The 17,927-nt window shown below is 39.9% G+C and carries 16 protein-coding genes; 10 read left to right on the top strand and 6 right to left on the bottom strand.

The annotated features are described in order from the left end of the window. Positions 1-356: 356 nt before the first annotated feature. A complete protein-coding gene (ccsB, locus tag ACEVFT_RS22355) occupies positions 357-1,526 on the top strand; it encodes a c-type cytochrome biogenesis protein CcsB (RefSeq protein WP_393951340.1) in 1,170 nt (389 codons plus the stop codon). 659 nt (positions 1,527-2,185) lie between these two features. Here ccsB and ACEVFT_RS22350 read toward each other — a convergent pair. The 3 genes from ACEVFT_RS22350 to ACEVFT_RS22340 all read right to left on the bottom strand — a co-directional run bounded on the left by ACEVFT_RS22350 (position 2,186) and on the right by ACEVFT_RS22340 (position 5,800). Then, on the bottom strand, positions 2,186-2,614 hold the full coding sequence (locus ACEVFT_RS22350; RefSeq protein WP_393951339.1) for a hypothetical protein: 429 nt from the start codon (positions 2,612-2,614) through the stop codon (positions 2,186-2,188). Between the two features lie 452 nt (positions 2,615-3,066). Next, on the bottom strand, positions 3,067-4,257 hold the full coding sequence (locus ACEVFT_RS22345) for an amidohydrolase (protein ID WP_393951338.1): 1,191 nt from the start codon (positions 4,255-4,257) through the stop codon (positions 3,067-3,069). Positions 4,258-4,270: 13 nt separating this feature from the next. After that, on the bottom strand, positions 4,271-5,800 hold the full coding sequence (locus tag ACEVFT_RS22340; RefSeq protein ID WP_342534630.1) for an AbgT family transporter: 1,530 nt from the start codon (positions 5,798-5,800) through the stop codon (positions 4,271-4,273). A gap of 150 nt (positions 5,801-5,950) precedes the next feature. On the opposite strand from ACEVFT_RS22340, the gene ACEVFT_RS22335 reads away from it, so the two are divergent. Beyond that, complete coding sequence (locus ACEVFT_RS22335; RefSeq protein ID WP_393951337.1) at positions 5,951-7,249, top strand: hypothetical protein; 1,299 nt, start codon at positions 5,951-5,953, stop codon at positions 7,247-7,249. Positions 7,250-7,399: 150 nt separating this feature from the next. Here the strand turns inward: ACEVFT_RS22335 and ACEVFT_RS22330 are convergent, their stop codons facing one another. The 3 genes from ACEVFT_RS22330 to ACEVFT_RS22320 all read right to left on the bottom strand — a co-directional run bounded on the left by ACEVFT_RS22330 (position 7,400) and on the right by ACEVFT_RS22320 (position 10,623). Next, positions 7,400-7,600: a cold-shock protein gene (locus tag ACEVFT_RS22330; RefSeq protein ID WP_004230248.1), complete on the bottom strand. Its 201-nt coding sequence runs from the start codon at positions 7,598-7,600 to the stop codon at positions 7,400-7,402. Between the two features lie 229 nt (positions 7,601-7,829). Further along, entirely contained in the window at positions 7,830-8,456 is a 627-nt protein-coding gene (locus ACEVFT_RS22325) for a response regulator (protein ID WP_342534631.1), read from the bottom strand. Then, positions 8,431-10,623: an ATP-binding protein gene (locus tag ACEVFT_RS22320; protein WP_393951336.1), complete on the bottom strand. Its 2,193-nt coding sequence runs from the start codon at positions 10,621-10,623 to the stop codon at positions 8,431-8,433. Before ACEVFT_RS22320 ends, ACEVFT_RS22325 begins: the two co-directional genes overlap by 26 nt. 190 nt (positions 10,624-10,813) lie before the next feature. On the opposite strand from ACEVFT_RS22320, the gene ACEVFT_RS22315 reads away from it, so the two are divergent. The 8 genes from ACEVFT_RS22315 (at position 10,814) to ACEVFT_RS22280 (ending at position 17,812) form a co-directional block, all read left to right on the top strand. Next, the gene (locus ACEVFT_RS22315; protein WP_393951335.1) at positions 10,814-11,722 is read left to right on the top strand and encodes a hypothetical protein; all 909 of its coding nucleotides are present in this window, start codon (positions 10,814-10,816) and stop codon (positions 11,720-11,722) included. 47 nt (positions 11,723-11,769) lie between these two features. Then, positions 11,770-12,747, top strand: a complete 978-nt coding sequence (locus tag ACEVFT_RS22310) for a thymidylate synthase (protein ID WP_342443554.1) — start codon at positions 11,770-11,772, stop codon at positions 12,745-12,747. 183 nt (positions 12,748-12,930) lie between these two features. After that, positions 12,931-13,116 carry a hypothetical protein gene (locus ACEVFT_RS22305; RefSeq protein ID WP_205443297.1) on the top strand — a complete coding sequence of 62 codons (186 nt, stop codon included), beginning with the start codon at positions 12,931-12,933 and terminating at the stop codon, positions 13,114-13,116. A 45-nt stretch (positions 13,117-13,161) separates the two neighbouring features. After that, positions 13,162-13,368: a thymidylate synthase gene (locus tag ACEVFT_RS22300; protein WP_205443298.1), complete on the top strand. Its 207-nt coding sequence runs from the start codon at positions 13,162-13,164 to the stop codon at positions 13,366-13,368. A gap of 105 nt (positions 13,369-13,473) precedes the next feature. Then, positions 13,474-13,887, top strand: coding sequence for an Rrf2 family transcriptional regulator (locus tag ACEVFT_RS22295; protein ID WP_205443299.1), 414 nt, complete (start codon positions 13,474-13,476; stop codon positions 13,885-13,887). Between the two features lie 70 nt (positions 13,888-13,957). Continuing rightward, on the top strand, positions 13,958-14,587 hold the full coding sequence (locus tag ACEVFT_RS22290) for an NAD(P)-dependent oxidoreductase (protein WP_342443556.1): 630 nt from the start codon (positions 13,958-13,960) through the stop codon (positions 14,585-14,587). A gap of 402 nt (positions 14,588-14,989) precedes the next feature. Then, positions 14,990-16,408 (top strand): aspartate ammonia-lyase, encoded by a 1,419-nt coding sequence (aspA, locus tag ACEVFT_RS22285; protein WP_205443302.1) that lies wholly within the window; start codon positions 14,990-14,992, stop codon positions 16,406-16,408. Positions 16,409-16,567: 159 nt separating this feature from the next. Continuing rightward, complete coding sequence (locus ACEVFT_RS22280) at positions 16,568-17,812, top strand: methyl-accepting chemotaxis protein (RefSeq protein WP_205443303.1); 1,245 nt, start codon at positions 16,568-16,570, stop codon at positions 17,810-17,812. Positions 17,813-17,927 lie beyond the last annotated feature (115 nt).

Genomic DNA, 17,927 nt, shown 5'->3' with positions numbered 1-17,927 from the left:
CTCCAGTTGATGAAACATAACGTTATGTCAATTGTGCGCATCATTATTGTCCCATGTAGAGATAAAAAGAAATAGACTTTTATTACAATTTTTTGTAGGATGTAGATAGAGGCATATCATTTTTAGATGAAGTTCATTTCCATTTAATGGGATACTGTCTTTGCAAATCCTTCTACATAATGATTTTCCTACCACGACTCTTCTATTCATTTCACTCCTTTTCCTTATATGTCATAAAAATGTAACAATTCTTCAAAATAAAAATATTTAAAGGGAAAACATGGCACTTCTTGCAATCTGTAACGTTCTTAGTAGTTGGAAGCAAATTCCGAAAAAAAGACGTTGGAGGGATTCTATTGAATCAAGAAAGTTTATTATCCATTAGTAGCAATGCCTTATTTATTGCCTTTATTTTACTGCTCATTGCTATTGTGCCATTAGGGCTTGCGGTCAAATCGAAGAGAAAAATGTTCGGTCAGCTAGGATTACTGCTCACTTATCTAGCCTTTGCCCTACAGCTCGTATACTTTGTTGTGAGATGGGTAGCGGTTGACCATGCACCTGTCAGCAATATGTATGAATTTATGACGTTCTTTGGCATCATGCTTACAGGAAGTTACTTAATTATCCATTTCTTATATAAGCAAATCGTAGTTGGCTTATTTACTATTCCTGTGTCCTTAATCATCCTTGGCTATGGAAGCGTTTTCGCGAAGGAAGTATCGCCACTTGTTCCATCTCTGCAAAGTCACTGGTTAACTATTCATGTCATGACAGTGGCCTTTTCTAGTGCCATTTTATCCGTGTCCTTTGCCACAGGTTTGATTTATTTATTAAGAACGCTGGATATTTCTAAAAAATCTATCAGTACATACGGGCTTGAATTTGTGTTGTATTGTTTGGTGGTTGTCATTGGCTTTATCGGCGTATCGACTTTTTTCAGCGTTGCCACAGAAGAGGTACAGGTACAATTCGATAATGCACAGGGACAGCAAGAACAAGCCACTTACGCCATGATGCCCCTGATTGTTAATAAAGGAGCCGTCACCGAAAAAGGTGATGCAGTAGGTGTAGTCGAAATCACAAACAAAATAGACGCCAAGAAATTAAACTCGATTGTCTGGGCATTTATCGTTGGTACTATTTTATATGGTGTCATTCGATTAATCACAAGAAAATCAGTGAGTGCCTTATTAAAACCATGGACAAGTCGTGTACAGCCACAATTAATGGACGAAATATCCTACCGCGCTGTTGTCATCGGCTTCCCATTATTTGCATTAGGTGGCCTACTATTCGCCATGATTTGGGCCCAAATTGCCTGGAGTCGCTATTGGGGCTGGGACCCGAAAGAAGTCTGGGCATTAATCACCTTTTTATTCTACGCAGCCTTCCTCCATTTCCGCCTATCCAAAGGCTGGGAAGGCGAGAGAACAGCCTGGCTGGCCATCATCGGCTTCGGCATCATCGTGTTCAACCAAGTATTTGTCAACCTAGTCATCGCCGGCTTACATTCTTATGCCTAGCTGAAGGTGGGGTGCTCTGAAGTAAGGTGAGAAGTGATCTTGAGTGAGGGGGAGTTGCTCCAAAGATGGTGAGCCTGATGGAGGAGAATCCGCTCCTAAATGTGTGAGAGGTGATCCTAATTGAGAAGGAGTTGCTCTAAAGATGGTGAGAAGTGATCCTAATTGAGGAGTAGTCGCTCTAAAAAGGATGAGAAGTGATCCTAATGGAAGGAGTAGTCGCTCTCAAAAGAGTGAGAAGTGATCCTAATTGAGGAAAAGCCGCTCCAAAAAGGTTGAGAGGCGATCCTAAATGAGGAGTAACCGCTCCTAGATGAGTGAGAGGCGATCCTAATTGAGGAGTAACCGCTCTAAAAAGGGTGAGAGGTGATCCTACTTGAGGAGAAGCCGCTCCTAGAAGGTTGAGAAGTGATCCTGATGGAGGAGAAGTCGCTCCTAAATGTGTGAGAGGTGATCCTAATTGAGAAGGAGTCGCTCTAAAGATGGTGAGAAGTGATCCTAATGGAGGAGTAACCGCTCCAAAAAGGTTGAGAAGTGATCCTACTAGAGGAGTAGTCTCTCGAAAAAGGTTGAGGAGTGATCCTAATTGAAGAGTAGTCGAGTGAAAAGTGATCTACCCAGCGAGAGAATCATACTGGGTGAACCTATTTTGCGGAAACAACTCACAAGTAAGGGCAACGTGATCCAACTTTCAAGATAACCGCTCCATCTAATAAGGTAACCGCTCTAAAATAAGGAGAAAGCGCTCCCCCCAGTAAGGAAGCCGATCCAAAATAAGGAAAAAGTGCTCCACCCAAAAAGGAAGCCGCTCTAAAATAAGGAGAAAGCGCTCCACCTAATAAGGAAACCGCTCCAAAGTAAGGGAAAAGCGCTCCCCCCAGTAAGGAAGCCGCTCCAAAGAGAGGAGAAAGCGCTCCAACCAATAAGGAAACCGCTCCAAAGTAAGGGAAAAGCGCTCCAACCAATAAGGAAACCGCTCCAAAGTAAGGGAAAAGCGCTCCACCCAGTAAGGAAACCGCTCCAAAGTAAGGGAAAAGCGCTCCAACTAATAAGGAAGCCGCTCCAAAATAAAGAGAAAGCGATCCAACCAATAAGGAAACCGCTCCAAAGTAAGGGAAAAGCACTCCACCCAGTAAGGAAACCGCTCCAAAGTAAGGGAAAAGCGCTCCACCCAGTAAGGAAGCCGCTCTAAAATAAGGAGAAAGCGCTCCACCTAATAAGGTAATCGCTCCAAAGTAAGGGAAAAGCGCTCCCCCCAGTAAGGAAGCCGCTCCAAAGTAAGGAGAAAGCGCTCCCCCCAGTAAGGAAGCCGCTCCAAAATAAAGAGAAAGCGCTCCAACTAATAAGGTAACCGCTCCAAAATAAGGAGAAAGCGCTCCCCCCAGTAAGGAAGCCGCTCCAAACTAAGTAAAAAGTGATCCAACTAATAAGAAAATCGCTTCAACCAGTGAGAAAACCTCTTTGATCTGCCTTTTCTTCTTATTAAAATAACCAACCGAAAAAAGCATTACGAAATGCATTTAGCACTTCGTAATGCTCTTTTTTAATGATTCTTTGCGAAATAGTCTAATGTTGCTTGGCCTAAGACATTGGCGGCAATTCGTAATGAGCGCTCGTCGATGTCGAATTTTGGATGATGGTGCGGATAGACTTCTTCCCAATCAGGATTTTTTGCTCCTGTGAAGAAAAAGGCCCCTGGGATTTCCTCTAAGAAATAGGCAAAGTCCTCACCACCCATATTCGGATCAACAATTTCAACAGACTCTACATCTGCAATTTTCTCTGCGGACGCCATTATATGCTCAGTCTCTGCTTCATGGTTCACAACAGGCGGATAGCCTCGCACATACTCATATTCGTAGTCTGCCTTTGTTAAATAACATGTGGCCTTTAAGAGCTCTTCGATTTCATGTTCTAGCAAAAGACGCTCCTCCTCGTGGAAAGTGCGCACCGTACCCTTCATGTACACTTGATCAGCAATAACGTTGAAAGGATTTAATGCCTCGATATGCCCAATCGACACTACTGCTGGACGTAATGGGTTGATACGACGTGCGACAAGCTGCTGTAAATTTGTTATAAACTGTGCTGCCAGGACAATGGAATCCTTGGTATCACTTGGGTTTGAACCGTGGCCGCCCTTGCCTTTTATCGTCATATAAATACCATCTGCTGCAGCCATTAATGGGCCTTTAGCTGTTTGCACTTTACCAAGATCAGAGGGTGCCCATAAATGTGTACCAAAAATCACATCTACCCCCTCTAAGCAGCCATCCCTAATCATCGAAATTGCTCCACCTGGCGCAAGCTCCTCTGCATGTTGATGGATAAAGACGATTGTTCCTTCTAGGTCATCCTTCATTTGGTTGAACGCCTTCGCTAAAATTAACAGGGAAGCTGTGTGTCCATCATGGCCACAAGCATGCATACGCCCTTTAATTTTCGACTGGAAAGGTAAGCCGGTTTCTTCCGTAATGGCTAAAGCGTCAAAATCTGCGCGCAATGCTACTGTTTTGCCTGGTTTCCCACCGACGAGCTTCGCCACAACACCATTGCCACCTACATCTTCACGAACCTCATGACCTAATGCGCGATGAAAGGCTGCAATGGTTTTCGGCGTTTCTACTTCCTCAAAGGAAAGCTCAGGATTTTCATGGAAATGACGACGAAGCTGTATCGTCTCTTCCTCATATTGCTTTAATAAATCTGCTAACTGTTGTTGTAATGTTGTCATTTAATAACACTCCTTATTTTAAGTAAATATAATCTCCAGGGCCAAGCGGTAGACCTAGTAGGAACCAAATGGCGAAGAGGATAATCCAACCGATTGCGAAAAACACTGAGAACGGTAATAAAGAAGAGATAAGCGTACCGATACCGATATTTTTATCATAGCGCTTTGCAAACGACAGTAAAATCGCGAAATACGGTAACATAGGTGTAATTGGATTTGTAATCGAATCACCTACACGATAGGCCATTTGTGTAACTGCTGGGGAATAGCCTAAGTATAGGAACATCGGTACGAAGATCGGTGCAAGTAAAGCCCATTTTGCAGAGGCACTTGCGATTAATAAGTTGACAAAGGCACAAATTAAAACAAATCCTATCATCATTGGTAAACCTGTAAAATTTAATGCTTGTAAAAGCTCCGCACCTTTAATGGCTAAAATAGAACCAATATTGCTCCAGTTGAAAAAGGCAATCATTTGTGAAGCCGCAAACGCTAATACAATAAAGGGCGCCATATCAGCAATGGATTTAAAAATTTTCTCTGCAACTTCCTTATCGTTTTTAACTTCCTTCGCTGCAATACCATAGGCAAGACCAGGTAATAGGAAGAAGAATAACATAATGGGTACAATGCCTGACATGAAAGGTGAATTTAAAAAGCCACCTGTTGCAGGATCACGTAAAAGACCGTTCGATGGAATGACTGTAAAAGCAATCACTAGACTATAAACTGCCGTTACGATTCCAGCCCATTTTAACCCTCGCTTTTCTAAAGCTGTCAATGGCTCTAGCTTTTCAATTTCACCATGAAACGTACCAAAACGAGGCTCTGTAAACTTTTTTGCAACCCATGTACCAATAATGACTAATAAAAAAGTCGAAGCAATTAAGAAGTAATAGTTCATCGTTGCCCGACCAGTGTACGCAGGGTCTGCAATCTGTGCTGCTGATTCTGTAATCCCTAATAATAATACGTCTAGAGAGCTAATTAATATGTTGGCACTGAAGCCTCCAGCTACAGCTGCATATGTAATAATTAAGCCTGCTAATGGATTTCGACCAACGCTCATAAAAATCATGGCTGCAATGGGTGGTAAAATGATAAATGCCGCGTCAGCAGCTAAGTTACCAACTAAACCTGTAAAAATGATAAAAGGTACAATTAATTTTGTAGGTGCTGACATCACAATTTTTTTCATGACAGCCGAAATGAGACCTGTTTGCTCAGCTAAACCGATACCTATCATGGTCACGATGACTAACCCTAAAGGAGCAAAGCCTGTAAATGTTGAAACCATCTGCGTTAAAATTAAGATGAGTCCTTCTTGGCTTAGTAGATTTTTTACTTGAATGACATCGTTTGTACCGGGTTGGACTGCTGAAATACCTAGCATAGAAAAGACCCATGATAAAACTAGTACAACACCTGCTAGAATAATAAATAACGTGATAGGGTCTGGTAACTTATTACCTGCACGCTCGATTTTATCTAACATATTGTCAATCCAAGATTTTTTCTTAATTGTTTGTGAATTCCCTTGCATAAATTTCATCTCCTTTTATACTTTATTAGACTTATTCTTTAAAAATCCAATGTCTTTATTTTAAGACACTGAAAATCTATGTCCTTTATACAAAGAAACCATATTTTCTGACTATTTTCAATATTTATTTTTTATTAAGGAGCTATCTGTATGTATAAAATTAATGTTTTTACCGCAAAACGCTCACTTTCATGGGTTCAACAGCTTGAAAAAATTAAACCCTCTTTTTGTGAATTTCATTACTATGCTTATACTGATTTTGACCATTTAAATGAGCTTTTAGAAAAGTATTTAGATGGGGGAGATGGGGCACTTTTTAGCGGGCAAATTCCATATTTCTATGCTCAAAAACATTTTCAAGAAGTAACGGTACCCATGCATTATTTTGATATTTCAGAGCGTGATTTTTACCGTACCGTTACGGAGCTTTTTTATGAGAAAAAGATTGCGATGAATCGCATCGCCATTGATTTTTGCTATGAGGAAAACGGCTATTTGGGCATTCATGAATGGTCGATTGGAAAAAAACCTTATCTTTTTAGCCAAACGATGAGCGAGTACGCAAGTAGTGATATTATCGATAAAGCTGCAGAATGGCACATACAATTGCATAAAGAAAACAAGATTGATTTAAGCTTTACACGCATTGCAGAAATACGTGAACGCTTAGCTCTTCAAAATATACCGTTTATCGCTTTTTACCCGTCTCAATATGCCATGCAATTAACAGTAGATCATTTTCTCAATCAACTGCAAATCCGTCAGCTTAACCAAAATAAAGTTGTGGTAGTGCATATTTTAATTCCCATAGACAAATCGAATATAGATGACTTAGAATATCGGCAAATCGCCTTATACAAATCCATTTTAGATTTCAAACAACTGTATGCCAGCTCATTTATCGTGCATCGTGAGGCTTCCTTCATTGCGATTATCACGACATATAAGCAATTTTTAAGTACAACGAACAGTTATTCACATTGTCATTTAGTTGATTTTTTAAATGAGAAACTATCTTTTCCTGTCAGAATAGGGTGGGGGATTGGTGACTCTTTAATTGATAGTCAGGAGTTTGCTAAAAAAGCCGCAACTCTCTGCTCCTCAAAGGAAACACAGGGGTATATTATTGAAAATACACGAGAAATCGGCCCTTTGCTATATGGAACGATGCTACAGTTTGACGATGAAAAACAACAGCACCTAAAAAATTTAAGTACGACATACGATATTCCCTTATTACAATTACAAAAAATTGAAGCGATGTTGGAAAAACTAACGACAACAATCGTCAGTGGAGAACTGCTCAGTACACATCTTGGCATTACGGTACGCTCTGCAAACCGCATTTTAAAGCAACTCCATGAAAAAAACTTAGCACATGAATTACCAAGCAACACCTCCACCACTCGTGGACGCCCAAAAAAGTATTACCAAATTAATTTATATTAGTCAGGATGGAGGGGCTACCTGCGCAAGTTGATATGATGATAGTGAAGGTAAGGTGGGGTAGTAACTAGGTTTTATAGGTCCTAAAACAGGAAAAAGAGACATCCATTTTCGGATGTCTCTTTTTCTATGCACGTCTATGTTAAGTGAAGATTATAGTTTCACTACATTCGTTGCTTGAGGTCCACGGCTGCCTTCTTCTACGCCGAATTCAACTTTTTGGCCCTCTTCTAAAGTTTTGAAGCCATCAGATTGGATAGCTGAGAAATGTACGAATACATCATTGCCACCTTCAACTGCGATGAAGCCAAAACCTTTTTCTGCGTTAAACCATTTAACTGTACCTTGTGTCATGTAAACACCCTCCCAAAAAAATTCAACAATCAATTGCTTCTATCACATATAAAAAACGTATTCAAAAGCTCGTATTACTTTTGAATACGCGTTTTTAATCATAGCAATGAAGTAATGTAATTATTACCCTTATTATAGTACAGAATTGTTTGTATATCCAGTAAATTCCGTTTTTAGTAAGGAAAAATTTACATTTGTAATCTAATAGTAAAGAAACGCTATTTCCTCATTAATTGATCCATGCTTTTTCCTTGGCGACGATGACAGCCTCTGCCCGTGATTCTACATTGAGCTTGACGAATAGCTTCGATAAATAATTTTCCACCGTACGCTGTGTGACACCGATAGCAGAGGCGATGGCTTTATTTGTACAGCCTTGGGCAACGAGCTGTAGTATTTCCTGTTCCTTGTCGCTCAGTAAAACCTCCTGCTGAACATTCGGCAGGTTGGTGCGTTGCTGGACAAAGTCTAAGAAATCAGCTGCTAGTAAAATCTCACCTCTTAGGGCTGCTTGAATGGTTTGGATGACTTGCTCCTTTGTCGCCAGCTTCGATAGTAGGCCGTCAATTTTTTTCTCAATCAGCAGCTCATAATAATCGGAAAGTTCGTAGCCTGTATAAAGAATGATCAATGCCTCTGGTTGTTTTTTCTTGATCATTTCTGATAGTTGAATGCCGTTGATTGGCTTCATATTGATATCAATTAAAAATAATTGAAAGGTATCTGTATCCATTCTTGATAATACGGCTGCGCTATCCTGTTCGGTTTCGATATGAACATTGGCTAAATCCTGCAACAATGTTTTCGTACCATCTAAAACGACAGGATGGTCATCTATAATAAGTATGTTCATCATATGAATCCCCGTCCTCTTGTATTTGTATAAAAATATGCATGCCTTCATTACGACTCGATTGGATGGTGATGTCACCATTAAAAGCACGGACACGTTCACGAATGCCATTAATGCCCATTGATGCAGAGGACTGAATTAAGTCGTCAATGTCGCAGCCAATACCGTTATCATCATATTGAAGGATAAAGCCTTGAGGGATTGCTTGTAATTGTAGCGAAACCTCTGTTGCTTCGGCATGCTTGATTGCATTATTTAACAGCTCTTGAACGAGACGGTAGACCACGAGATGAAGGGTGACATCCTGGAAGTGCACACGATCAATTTGTGCGTTTAATAAAAAGTCAGCCCGTATTTTTACCTTTTGAATGAGCTTTTTTAACGCCATTTGTAAGCCAAAGGTATCCAATAGTGGGGGACTTAGGTTCTCGCAATATTCTCGTAAGTCCTTTGTTGCGTTTAATAGCTGTTCACGAATAGCTAGCACGGTTTCCTTTTTAATAGTAGGAGAGCCGGCAAGAACATCAAGCTCTCTGGCTAAATGAAGCTGCTCCTGCAAAATGGTATCGTGTAATTCCTGTGCTAAAATACTCTTTTCTTTCTCAATAATATTCCATAGCAATTTATCGAGCCAAGGAAGCGGTGTATCACTGGTGTTTTTCATATGCTGAATTTCCTGAACTAAATCCTCGATTTGCTGTAAATTATTGATAAACATCGACACATACAGCGCAAGCAATTCTAACCAAAGGAGCTCTTCCTTTTGCAGGGCATGTCGTATTTCTAGCATGATCTTTTCCTCTCCAGCATCATGTAACAGTAATTGCGTATAATGGCCTACATGCTGTGGAAAATCTTCTGTTATCGTACAGATATGAAACGCTGTTGTCCCAAGCTTCTCGGTGATTTCATATTTAAAGCGATCCAATAATTCTTGCTGGTTTTTTGCTTTGCCCATGCGCTGAACAGCCGCATATAAATTATGTACATAATTTCCAGTAGAAGAGAAGATAATTTTTCGATACTTAAAATCAATGCGCTCTTTTATATAGAAGCTCGCAATGATGACCATGAAGACAAGTAAAAAAATACTTGTGACATGGACGATGGATAGCTGCCCCAAGAATAACAGGGCAATTCCCGCTGTCAACAGAAGTGCACTGAAAAAGGCTAGTGTTGAATAATAGCGTAATCGTGATAATTGGTATTCAATATCGAATAATCGTTCGTTCACCTGAATGAACAGAAAAGAGAACGGAATAAATAATAAAAACAATGCGGCGATTTCAGCGTGTAATATCGGCTTATGTCCTAAAATTTCAGGTGTAACGAAAAATAATAAAAAGGGCAAAAACGGCACGATAAAGGCAAGCGCAATTAAACGAATTTTTGCCAATTTTGTGCGTAAATAACTCGTTAATAAAATATAAATAGCATACAGCACAAGGACAGCAAATAAACTTAAGTTCAAGATAGGCGTGACCTCACGTACTGCGGGCATGACGCTCTCCATTAAATAACAGCCAGGGATGATAAGCGTTAATAAGTATAGCCATTTACTGTGAGGGTAAGTCCATTTGATTCGTAGGTACTTGAAAAAGTGTTGTAAAAAGTGAATAAAGAGAACCATGCATAAAATAATACAAATGCCAATGACAAACATCCCAATGATATTTCCTCTTGCTGATGCGCCCGTACTGATATAGGCCATGGAACAGGTTAATAAAAACAGGATCAATAAAAACGTTGAAAGATTGTTTTGATTACGTCGCCAAACATAAAGGGCGACGCTGAAAGCTAGGAAAAAATAAAAGATTGGGAACAAAATTTGCAAATATAATTCTTCTGGCATATCTCGATGCTGGACTGCAATGGTTTGAATGCTCTTATCGGCCTTTTGAATCGTTAATGAATTGGCACTTCTAACGACCATTTGTCGCTGAACGTAGCGATTCTCCATGGTTGGCTGCCCATCGATCGCCACAATGATATCTCCTTTTTCAATATTTTTTTGCTGTGCCCATTCGGGGTAATAGCTATCCACAAAAATAGGCTGCCCATTTGTCGTCTCAAGAGTGAGACTAATAAAGGGTGTTTTGATGGCAATACCTAATACATAAATACCAAGTATTAAATATGTAAGAAAAATACAATATGTCCATTTTTTCATTGTGAAACCTCGATTTTGCTTATGATTAGAATCTCCTATATATTATCGCTAATTATTGATAAATTTGGAATACCGAAATAACGTGTTTCGGAAAACCACTATTGTTTTTTCGGAATAACGAAATAGTGTTTTCGGACATGGCTATGATACGGTAAATTTAATCATTAGTGACGAATAGGGGGACGATTGCGTGAAAAAAGGTATTCTAACACTTATTCTTTTTTTCCTCATCGCTATGATCACCATTCCATTGACCACGATGGCTAAAACGGTGAATCAAGATAAAGTCGAAGTAGAAATCGGTCTTATTGGCAGTGATCATCATTTTGTCTATAAGATTCCGAAGCATTTGCATAAGGATGTGCCCTATACAGAAATGAAAAACGGCATTCAAGCCTCCTTAGCTAATCATTGGAAAATTGGAGAGACCCGTTACGAGGCCAATAAATCCGATGTTGCCTATACCTTTTATATTCAGGATTTATATCAAGAAAAGCAAGATGGTCAGCTCAAAGTAGCGATTCCCTATCGTAACCTCGTAGGGATGTTTGGCGAGCAAGATCCTATTCAATTGCGCATTTTAGCGAGTAAATTATCCAATTGGACTGTCAATACAAAGGATTGGACAGCGCTTGGCTTTATGGAGCCTTTTACTTTTTTAAGCGAGCGTGAATATGTTTATGAGGGAGCCGTCCAAGAGTTATTAAACCAAAGAGTAGGCCATTTTGATGGCACCATTCAAAAAAGTCAGTTGCTTGTATACAGTGTCATTTATTTTTGCTTTATGGCCATCCAACTGCTTGCTTGTCTTATTTTATCCAGACGGTTAAAAAGGAAAATCATTGAAAATCCAGACAATATGCATCAGTTCCGTAAACTTAATTACCTGTATCAATTGGTGCCGATCTTGATTATTGTCGCACAAATCGTGTTCCTTGTTTTATCGGGTCTAATTACAGCATTTGGGTTATATTTTAGTCCGGGCATTGATTTATTAGTTATCGTTGGCCCTGTTTTACTGAATATCATCTTGCTTCCCACTTTTTTCGTCACAACAGAAAGTGAAATTTCAAGGGAGCTCAACAATAATTCGTTGTGAAATGGTATAATGGTCAACAGCAAACTTGAAGGAGCTGTTGAAGAAAAATGACGCATCCAGAATTAGCGTACTTAAATTTACTACAACATATATTAGAAAATGGCACGAAGAAAGAGGATCGAACGGGGACAGGTACATACAGTGTCTTTGGTTATCAAATGCGTTTTGATTTAAGCAAAGGTTTTCCTCTTCTAACGACAAAACGTGTGCCTTTTAAGCTTGTAGCAAGTGAATTATTATGGTTCATTAAAGGGGATACCAATATCCGTTACCTATTGCAGCATAATAACCACATCTGGGATGAATGGGCATTCAAAAAATGGGTGGAATCGGACGACTATACAGGGCCAGATATGACAGATTTTGGCCGCCGCTGTTTAGTAGACGAGTCATTTAATGCTTTGTATCAAAAAGAGCTTGCTTCATTTTGTGAACGTGTCTTAACAGACGATGCCTTTGCACAGCAATATGGAGATCTTGGAAATGTCTATGGCAAACAATGGCGCCATTGGACAACTTCTGATGGCGAAAGCCTTGACCAGCTACAGGATGTCATTGATCAAATTAAGCATCAACCTGACTCACGACGTATTATTGTCAATGCGTGGAATCCTGAGGATGTGATCAATGCGGGGGCAAAGGGCAGTAAAGCCGCATTACCGCCATGTCATGTCATGTTCCAGTTTTATGTAGCAAATGGTCAATTAAGCTGTCAGTTAATGCAACGAAGCTTAGATACATTATTAGGCTGTCCATTCAATATTGCGTCTTACGCCTTATTAACACATTTGATCGCACATGAATGCGGACTAGAGGTTGGCGAATTTATTCATAGCATTGGGGATGCGCATATTTATGCGAACCATGTGGAGCAAGTGAAAGAACAGCTATCACGTGAGCCAAGGAACCTACCAACATTGCACATCAATCCAAATAAAACATCGATCTTCGATATAGAGCTTGAGGATTTATCCATTGAAGGATATGATCCACATCCTGCGATTAAAGCACCGATTGCCGTATAATACTAACAGCAGCCTTTATGGTTGCTGTTTTTTCAAACAAATAATTAGGTCTAACGATTTGTTTTATGAAATAGGTAGGTAGTTGGATGACTGGATGAAGAGAAATTGATTATAGTTATTATGGTATAATTAGCATTATTTGGTATAATGGTATTAGTCCATTATATTGTAGGGGTGATAGTTGTGAAAAATGCAATGGTACTTCTAGTAGATGAATATGATCGACAGCCAGGTGATCCAGAACAAAGCATGGGTTCTGTGCAGCATGCATTTTCCTGTAACTCGATCGAATTGTCACAGCAGCAAATTCAGGAAATGATGCAAATCATCGAAGAGATTCGTTTGAAAGGTTATAAAGAAACACTATAAATGTAAGCGCCTCCTAAGCTATAATGGCTGTGGAGGTGTTTTTTTATGAACGTTATTTTTATCGATTCTTTTTCTGGGGAAGAGCTGTTACATATGGTGTCACAAGATGTAGCAGGCATTTTGGCAGCAGCACAGGGAGAAAGCGTGACATTTCCCGGAGGTCACTTTAAATATGAGTTTCACAATTTAGATTTTTATGAGGACAATGGCCAAATACGTCAGGAATTAGTGATTTATGTGAAAAAAATATAAGCCATACATTAGCAACAGAAAAACGGGCAACAATACATACAGGTCACAGTGCTTGACTTTTTTCTGTACCTGTAACTATAATGGTTACAACAGGTGGTGATACATATGGTGAACAGTCGATTTTCGGTAGCGATCCATATTCTTTCGCTCATTGCCACAATATCTGATAAAAGTCTGCTAACGTCTGACTTTATTGCTGGAAGTGTTAATACCAATCCAGTCGTTGTAAGACGAATGATTGGTGTGTTAAAAAAAGCAGGCTTACTTTCTTCTCATTCTGGCATGGCTGGCTATGAACTGTTAGTGGAGCCAAAGGATTTAACACTGCTGGCTATTTATCAGGCAATTGATGGACCAGAGCAGCTTTTTGCGATTCATGATGAGCCGAATCCAGCGTGTGCAGTAGGTCAAAAAATCCAGCATACATTGGAGGGTGTCTATACATCTGTGTGGCAGGCAATGGAAGAGCAATTACAAGCACAGACGCTACAGGATGTGCTAGATCAGCTTCGTACTTAGACGGAGATGGTCTTCTTGTATCTAACCTGTAACTAAAATGGTTACAACTAAATCTTAGGAGGAATAAATCATGAAAATTGCCGTAATTGGTGCAACAGGGAAAGCAGGACAAAAAATAGTAGAGGAAGCACTACAACGGGGGCATGACGTAACAGCCATCGTTCGTTCAGCAGCAAAAGTGACAGCCGCGATTCCAGTAATTGAAAAAGATGTGTTTGATGTGACACAAGAAGATGTAAAAGGCTTCGATGTGGTTGTCAATGCATTTGGTGCACCAGCTGGACAAGAAGAGTTACATGTAAAAGCTGGGCGTCATTTGATCTCGATTTTCCAAGGTATTGCTACAAAATTAGTGGTTGTAGGGGGAGCGGGCAGTCTATTTGTGGACCCAGAGAAAAAAGTGCGTGTGATGGATACACCAGATTTCCCAGCAATATACTTAGCGACAGCGCAAAATCAAGGACATAACCTACAGGATTTACAACAATCATCCATTACTTGGACATTTATCAGTCCATCTGCATTTTTCGATCCAGAAGGACCACGTACAGGTCACTATACAGCAGGTGTCGACCATTTATTAGTAAATGATGCAGGGGAAAGCTATGTCAGCTATGCCGATTATGCAGTGGCTGTCGTAGATGAATTAGAAAACCCACAGCATGTCAATAGCCGTTTCACAGTAACGTCGAATAAATAATAAATACAACCGAGCGCTTCTATCCATTTCGCCTCGGCGTATGCGTCCAGATTTTTTCGAGTTTGCTCGAAAAGCTCCTCTGCAAAATCTGTGACATCCGCCGGAGGCTTTGGGGCAACACGAAGTTGGTCACACCGTCAATGCCACAGGACGTGGCGCTTTTGACGGTGTTCTTCTATTTCAGTGGAATTTTGAGCAAATATTATGAGCAAGTCATAAGTACCTTACATTGGCTTTCATTGCACAAAACATTTGCTGAATCAAGATAAAAAGCGCTCGGTTTTCTGTGATTTTTTTGCTTTTTTGAAGGATTTTTTTCGTTTACAGAAAAATGACTGTTTACAATACGACTTTTATTAGCTACTATCAAGTGTGAGTATTACATAAAAGGAGACGACAATCATGTCAACACAACGTATAGAAAAAGATTTTTTAGGTGAGCGCGTATTACCAGCAGAGGCTTATTACGGAATTCAAACATTACGTGCAACGGAAAACTTCCCAATTACAGGCTACACAATTCACTCTTCACTTATTAAGGCGATGGGGATTGTGAAGAAGGCAGCGGCTTTAAGTAATATGGAAGTACACCTATTATCAAAAGAAATTGGTGAGGCAATTGTCGAAGCAGCACAAGAAGTAATTGATGGCAAATGGGATGCAGAATTCCTTGTAGACCCAATCCAAGGTGGAGCAGGTACATCCATCAATATGAATGCTAATGAGGTCATCGCCAACCGTGCCCTAGAAATTTTGGGGAAAGAAAAAGGTGACTATCACACAGTAAGTCCAAACAGTCATGTTAATATGTCACAATCAACAAATGATGCGTTCCCAACAGCTATTCATATCGCTGTGTTAAATTTAATAGATGAATTATTAGTAACGATGGATTATATGCAATCGGTTTTCCATCAAAAAGCAGAGCAATTTGCACATGTCATTAAAATGGGTCGTACGCATTTACAGGATGCCGTGCCAATTCGCTTAGGACAAGAGTTTGAAGCTTATTGCCGCGTGATTAACCGTGATATCGTACGCATTCGTCAAACACGTCCAAATTTATATGATGTGAACATGGGTGCAACGGCTGTCGGAACAGGCTTAAATGCCTTCCCAGACTACATTAAATCCGTTGATGAGCATCTTGCTGAAATTTCTGGTTTACCATTAAAAGGTGCGACACATTTAGTAGACGCGACACAAAATACAGATGCTTATACAGAAGTATCAGGTGCTTTAAAAATCTGTATGATTAATATGTCTAAAATTGCTAACGACTTACGTTTAATGGCTTCTGGTCCACGCGCAGGCTTAGGAGAAATCCTGTTACCAGCTCGTCAACCAGGATCTTCAATTATGCCAGGTAAAGTCAACCCAGTTATGCCAGAGGTACTGAACCAAGTAGCCTTCCAAGTAATCGGGAATGACCATACAATCTCTCTAGCATCTGAAGCTGGCCAATTAGAGTTAAACGTAATGGAGCCTGTATTAGTGTTCAACCTAATTCAATCCATTAGCATTATGAATAATGTTTTCCGTGCGTTTACAGAAAACTGCTTAAAAGATATCGAAGCAAATGAAGAGCGCATGAAAGAATATGTAGAGAAAAGTGTAGGGGTACTAACTGCTGTAAACCCACATATTGGCTATGAAGTAGCAGCACGTCTTGCACGTGAAGCCATTCTAACTGGTCGTTCCATTCGTGAGCTTTGTATTGAAGAAGGCGTCCTAACAAAAGAACAATTAGACTTAATTTTAGACCCTTATGAAATGACACACCCAGGTATTGCGGGCTCTAGTATCATGAAACTAAAATAAAGCGAAAATGATGGACTGTAGACATGCCTTAAAAGGCTGTCTACAGTCTTTTTTTGTAGACCTTTCCTCATATAAAAATAGAGCGTATCCTTATGCGTTTTAGGATTATTCAACTATAATAATGGTATGGAAGACATATTTTAGTTGGGGGAATTTGTTATGAGTTTACGAAAAAAGAGTTTACTTGGCTTTTCCGTTTTAAATGTTTTAATGATTATTATTTTATTCATCGATTTAGCCAATGTAACGACATTAGATTGGTTTTCTACCGTGTTAACGATTGTAGGAATCGCTATTACACTATCTTACACGGTGTATGTCCACTACAAAGTGATACAGCCTATCAAACAATTAACAGAGGCAGCACAAGGGATTACGGCAGGCCAATTAGATACAGTTGTCATTGAGGTTCGTGACAATAGTGAAATTTCTCAACTAGCGCAATCCTTTTTAGAGATGCAGGAACAATTACGAACAATGACACAAAAAATTGCACACAGCTCTACGGATTTATCAGCAAGCATTGAAGAATTATCGGCAAGTACGAATGAAATTACGCTAGCTGTGGAAGAAGTCGATCAACAAATGGAGAAGACGTCAGACGGCTTGAAGCAAGCAGCACAATCTGCGAATGATAGTGCCCAGTCTATGCAAGAAACCGTTGATGGAATTGAGCGAATTACAGTAGCCACACAAGATGTGTTCGTGCATGCGAAAGATGCCAGCGAAATAGCGGGAAATGGTGCGAATATTTTACATGTGGCAAAAGAACAAATGCAATTCATTTCCTCATCAACAGAAAAAACGAGCGGGCTGATGCAGCAATTATCCCTTAAAATGTCAGATATTAAATCGATGACAGACATGATTACAGCTATTACGGATCAAACCAATCTATTAGCATTAAATGCGGCGATAGAAGCAGCACGCGCTGGAGAGCATGGTAAAGGCTTCGCCGTTGTAGCTGAGGAAGTGCGTCAATTAGCAGAGCAATCAAAGCACTCCGCTACACAAATTGTGGATTTAGTTGTGGGAATAGAAAGTGATACAAAACAGGTCGCTTCATCAGTGGAAGATGATTTGAAAAATGTCCAACAGGGAGTCTATGTCATTGACGAGGCAACAAAATCATTTGGCACGATCTCACAGCATGTTAGTCAGATGACGAGTCAGCTTGAGGATATTTCGACGACAGCTGAGCAGCTTTCAAGCAGCGCCAATGAAGTGGCATCCACTGTGACAACCATCGCAGCTGGCATGGGCAAGCTATCGAATTATACAGAAGCTGTGTTACATTCAATGGACGAGCAAACAGCCTCTATGCAAGCTGTTAATCATGTCACACAGGATTTAAGTGTTCAAGCCGATAACTTACAAAAGTTAACAAATCAATTCCGTGTCTAAACAAGAAATAGATATTTTCAAGATTGTTTAGCCCTGCATCTTCATCAATACTACGAAAAGCCACACAATGGCACTAATTGATCGTAAAAACACTTTCCTAGAATACTTGGAAAGT

This window comes from Lysinibacillus sp. PWR01, from assembly GCF_043359455.1.
Lineage (GTDB): Bacteria > Bacillota > Bacilli > Bacillales_A > Planococcaceae > Lysinibacillus > Lysinibacillus fusiformis_F.
The sequence above is the reverse complement of the archived record's forward strand: the minus strand, read 5'-3'. Positions and strand labels throughout refer to the sequence as shown.

Excerpts from the sequence above, each read along its gene's own strand:
- ACEVFT_RS22335 (WP_393951337.1), top strand. The coding sequence starts at position 5,951 with ATGTATAAAATTAATGTTTTTACCGCAAAACGCTCACTTTCATGGGTT.
- ACEVFT_RS22345 (WP_393951338.1), bottom strand. The coding sequence starts at position 4,257 with ATGACAACATTACAACAACAGTTAGCAGATTTATTAAAGCAATATGAG.
- ACEVFT_RS22290 (WP_342443556.1), top strand. The coding sequence starts at position 13,958 with ATGAAAATTGCCGTAATTGGTGCAACAGGGAAAGCAGGACAAAAAATA.
- ACEVFT_RS22310 (WP_342443554.1), top strand. The coding sequence starts at position 11,770 with ATGACGCATCCAGAATTAGCGTACTTAAATTTACTACAACATATATTA.
- ACEVFT_RS22340 (WP_342534630.1), bottom strand. The coding sequence starts at position 5,800 with ATGCAAGGGAATTCACAAACAATTAAGAAAAAATCTTGGATTGACAAT.
- ACEVFT_RS22320 (WP_393951336.1), bottom strand. The coding sequence starts at position 10,623 with ATGAAAAAATGGACATATTGTATTTTTCTTACATATTTAATACTTGGT.
- ACEVFT_RS22280 (WP_205443303.1), top strand. The coding sequence starts at position 16,568 with ATGAGTTTACGAAAAAAGAGTTTACTTGGCTTTTCCGTTTTAAATGTT.
- ACEVFT_RS22295 (WP_205443299.1), top strand. The coding sequence starts at position 13,474 with ATGGTGAACAGTCGATTTTCGGTAGCGATCCATATTCTTTCGCTCATT.
- aspA (WP_205443302.1), top strand. The coding sequence starts at position 14,990 with ATGTCAACACAACGTATAGAAAAAGATTTTTTAGGTGAGCGCGTATTA.
- ACEVFT_RS22300 (WP_205443298.1), top strand. The coding sequence starts at position 13,162 with ATGAACGTTATTTTTATCGATTCTTTTTCTGGGGAAGAGCTGTTACAT.
- ACEVFT_RS22330 (WP_004230248.1), bottom strand. The coding sequence starts at position 7,600 with ATGACACAAGGTACAGTTAAATGGTTTAACGCAGAAAAAGGTTTTGGC.
- ACEVFT_RS22325 (WP_342534631.1), bottom strand. The coding sequence starts at position 8,456 with ATGATGAACATACTTATTATAGATGACCATCCTGTCGTTTTAGATGGT.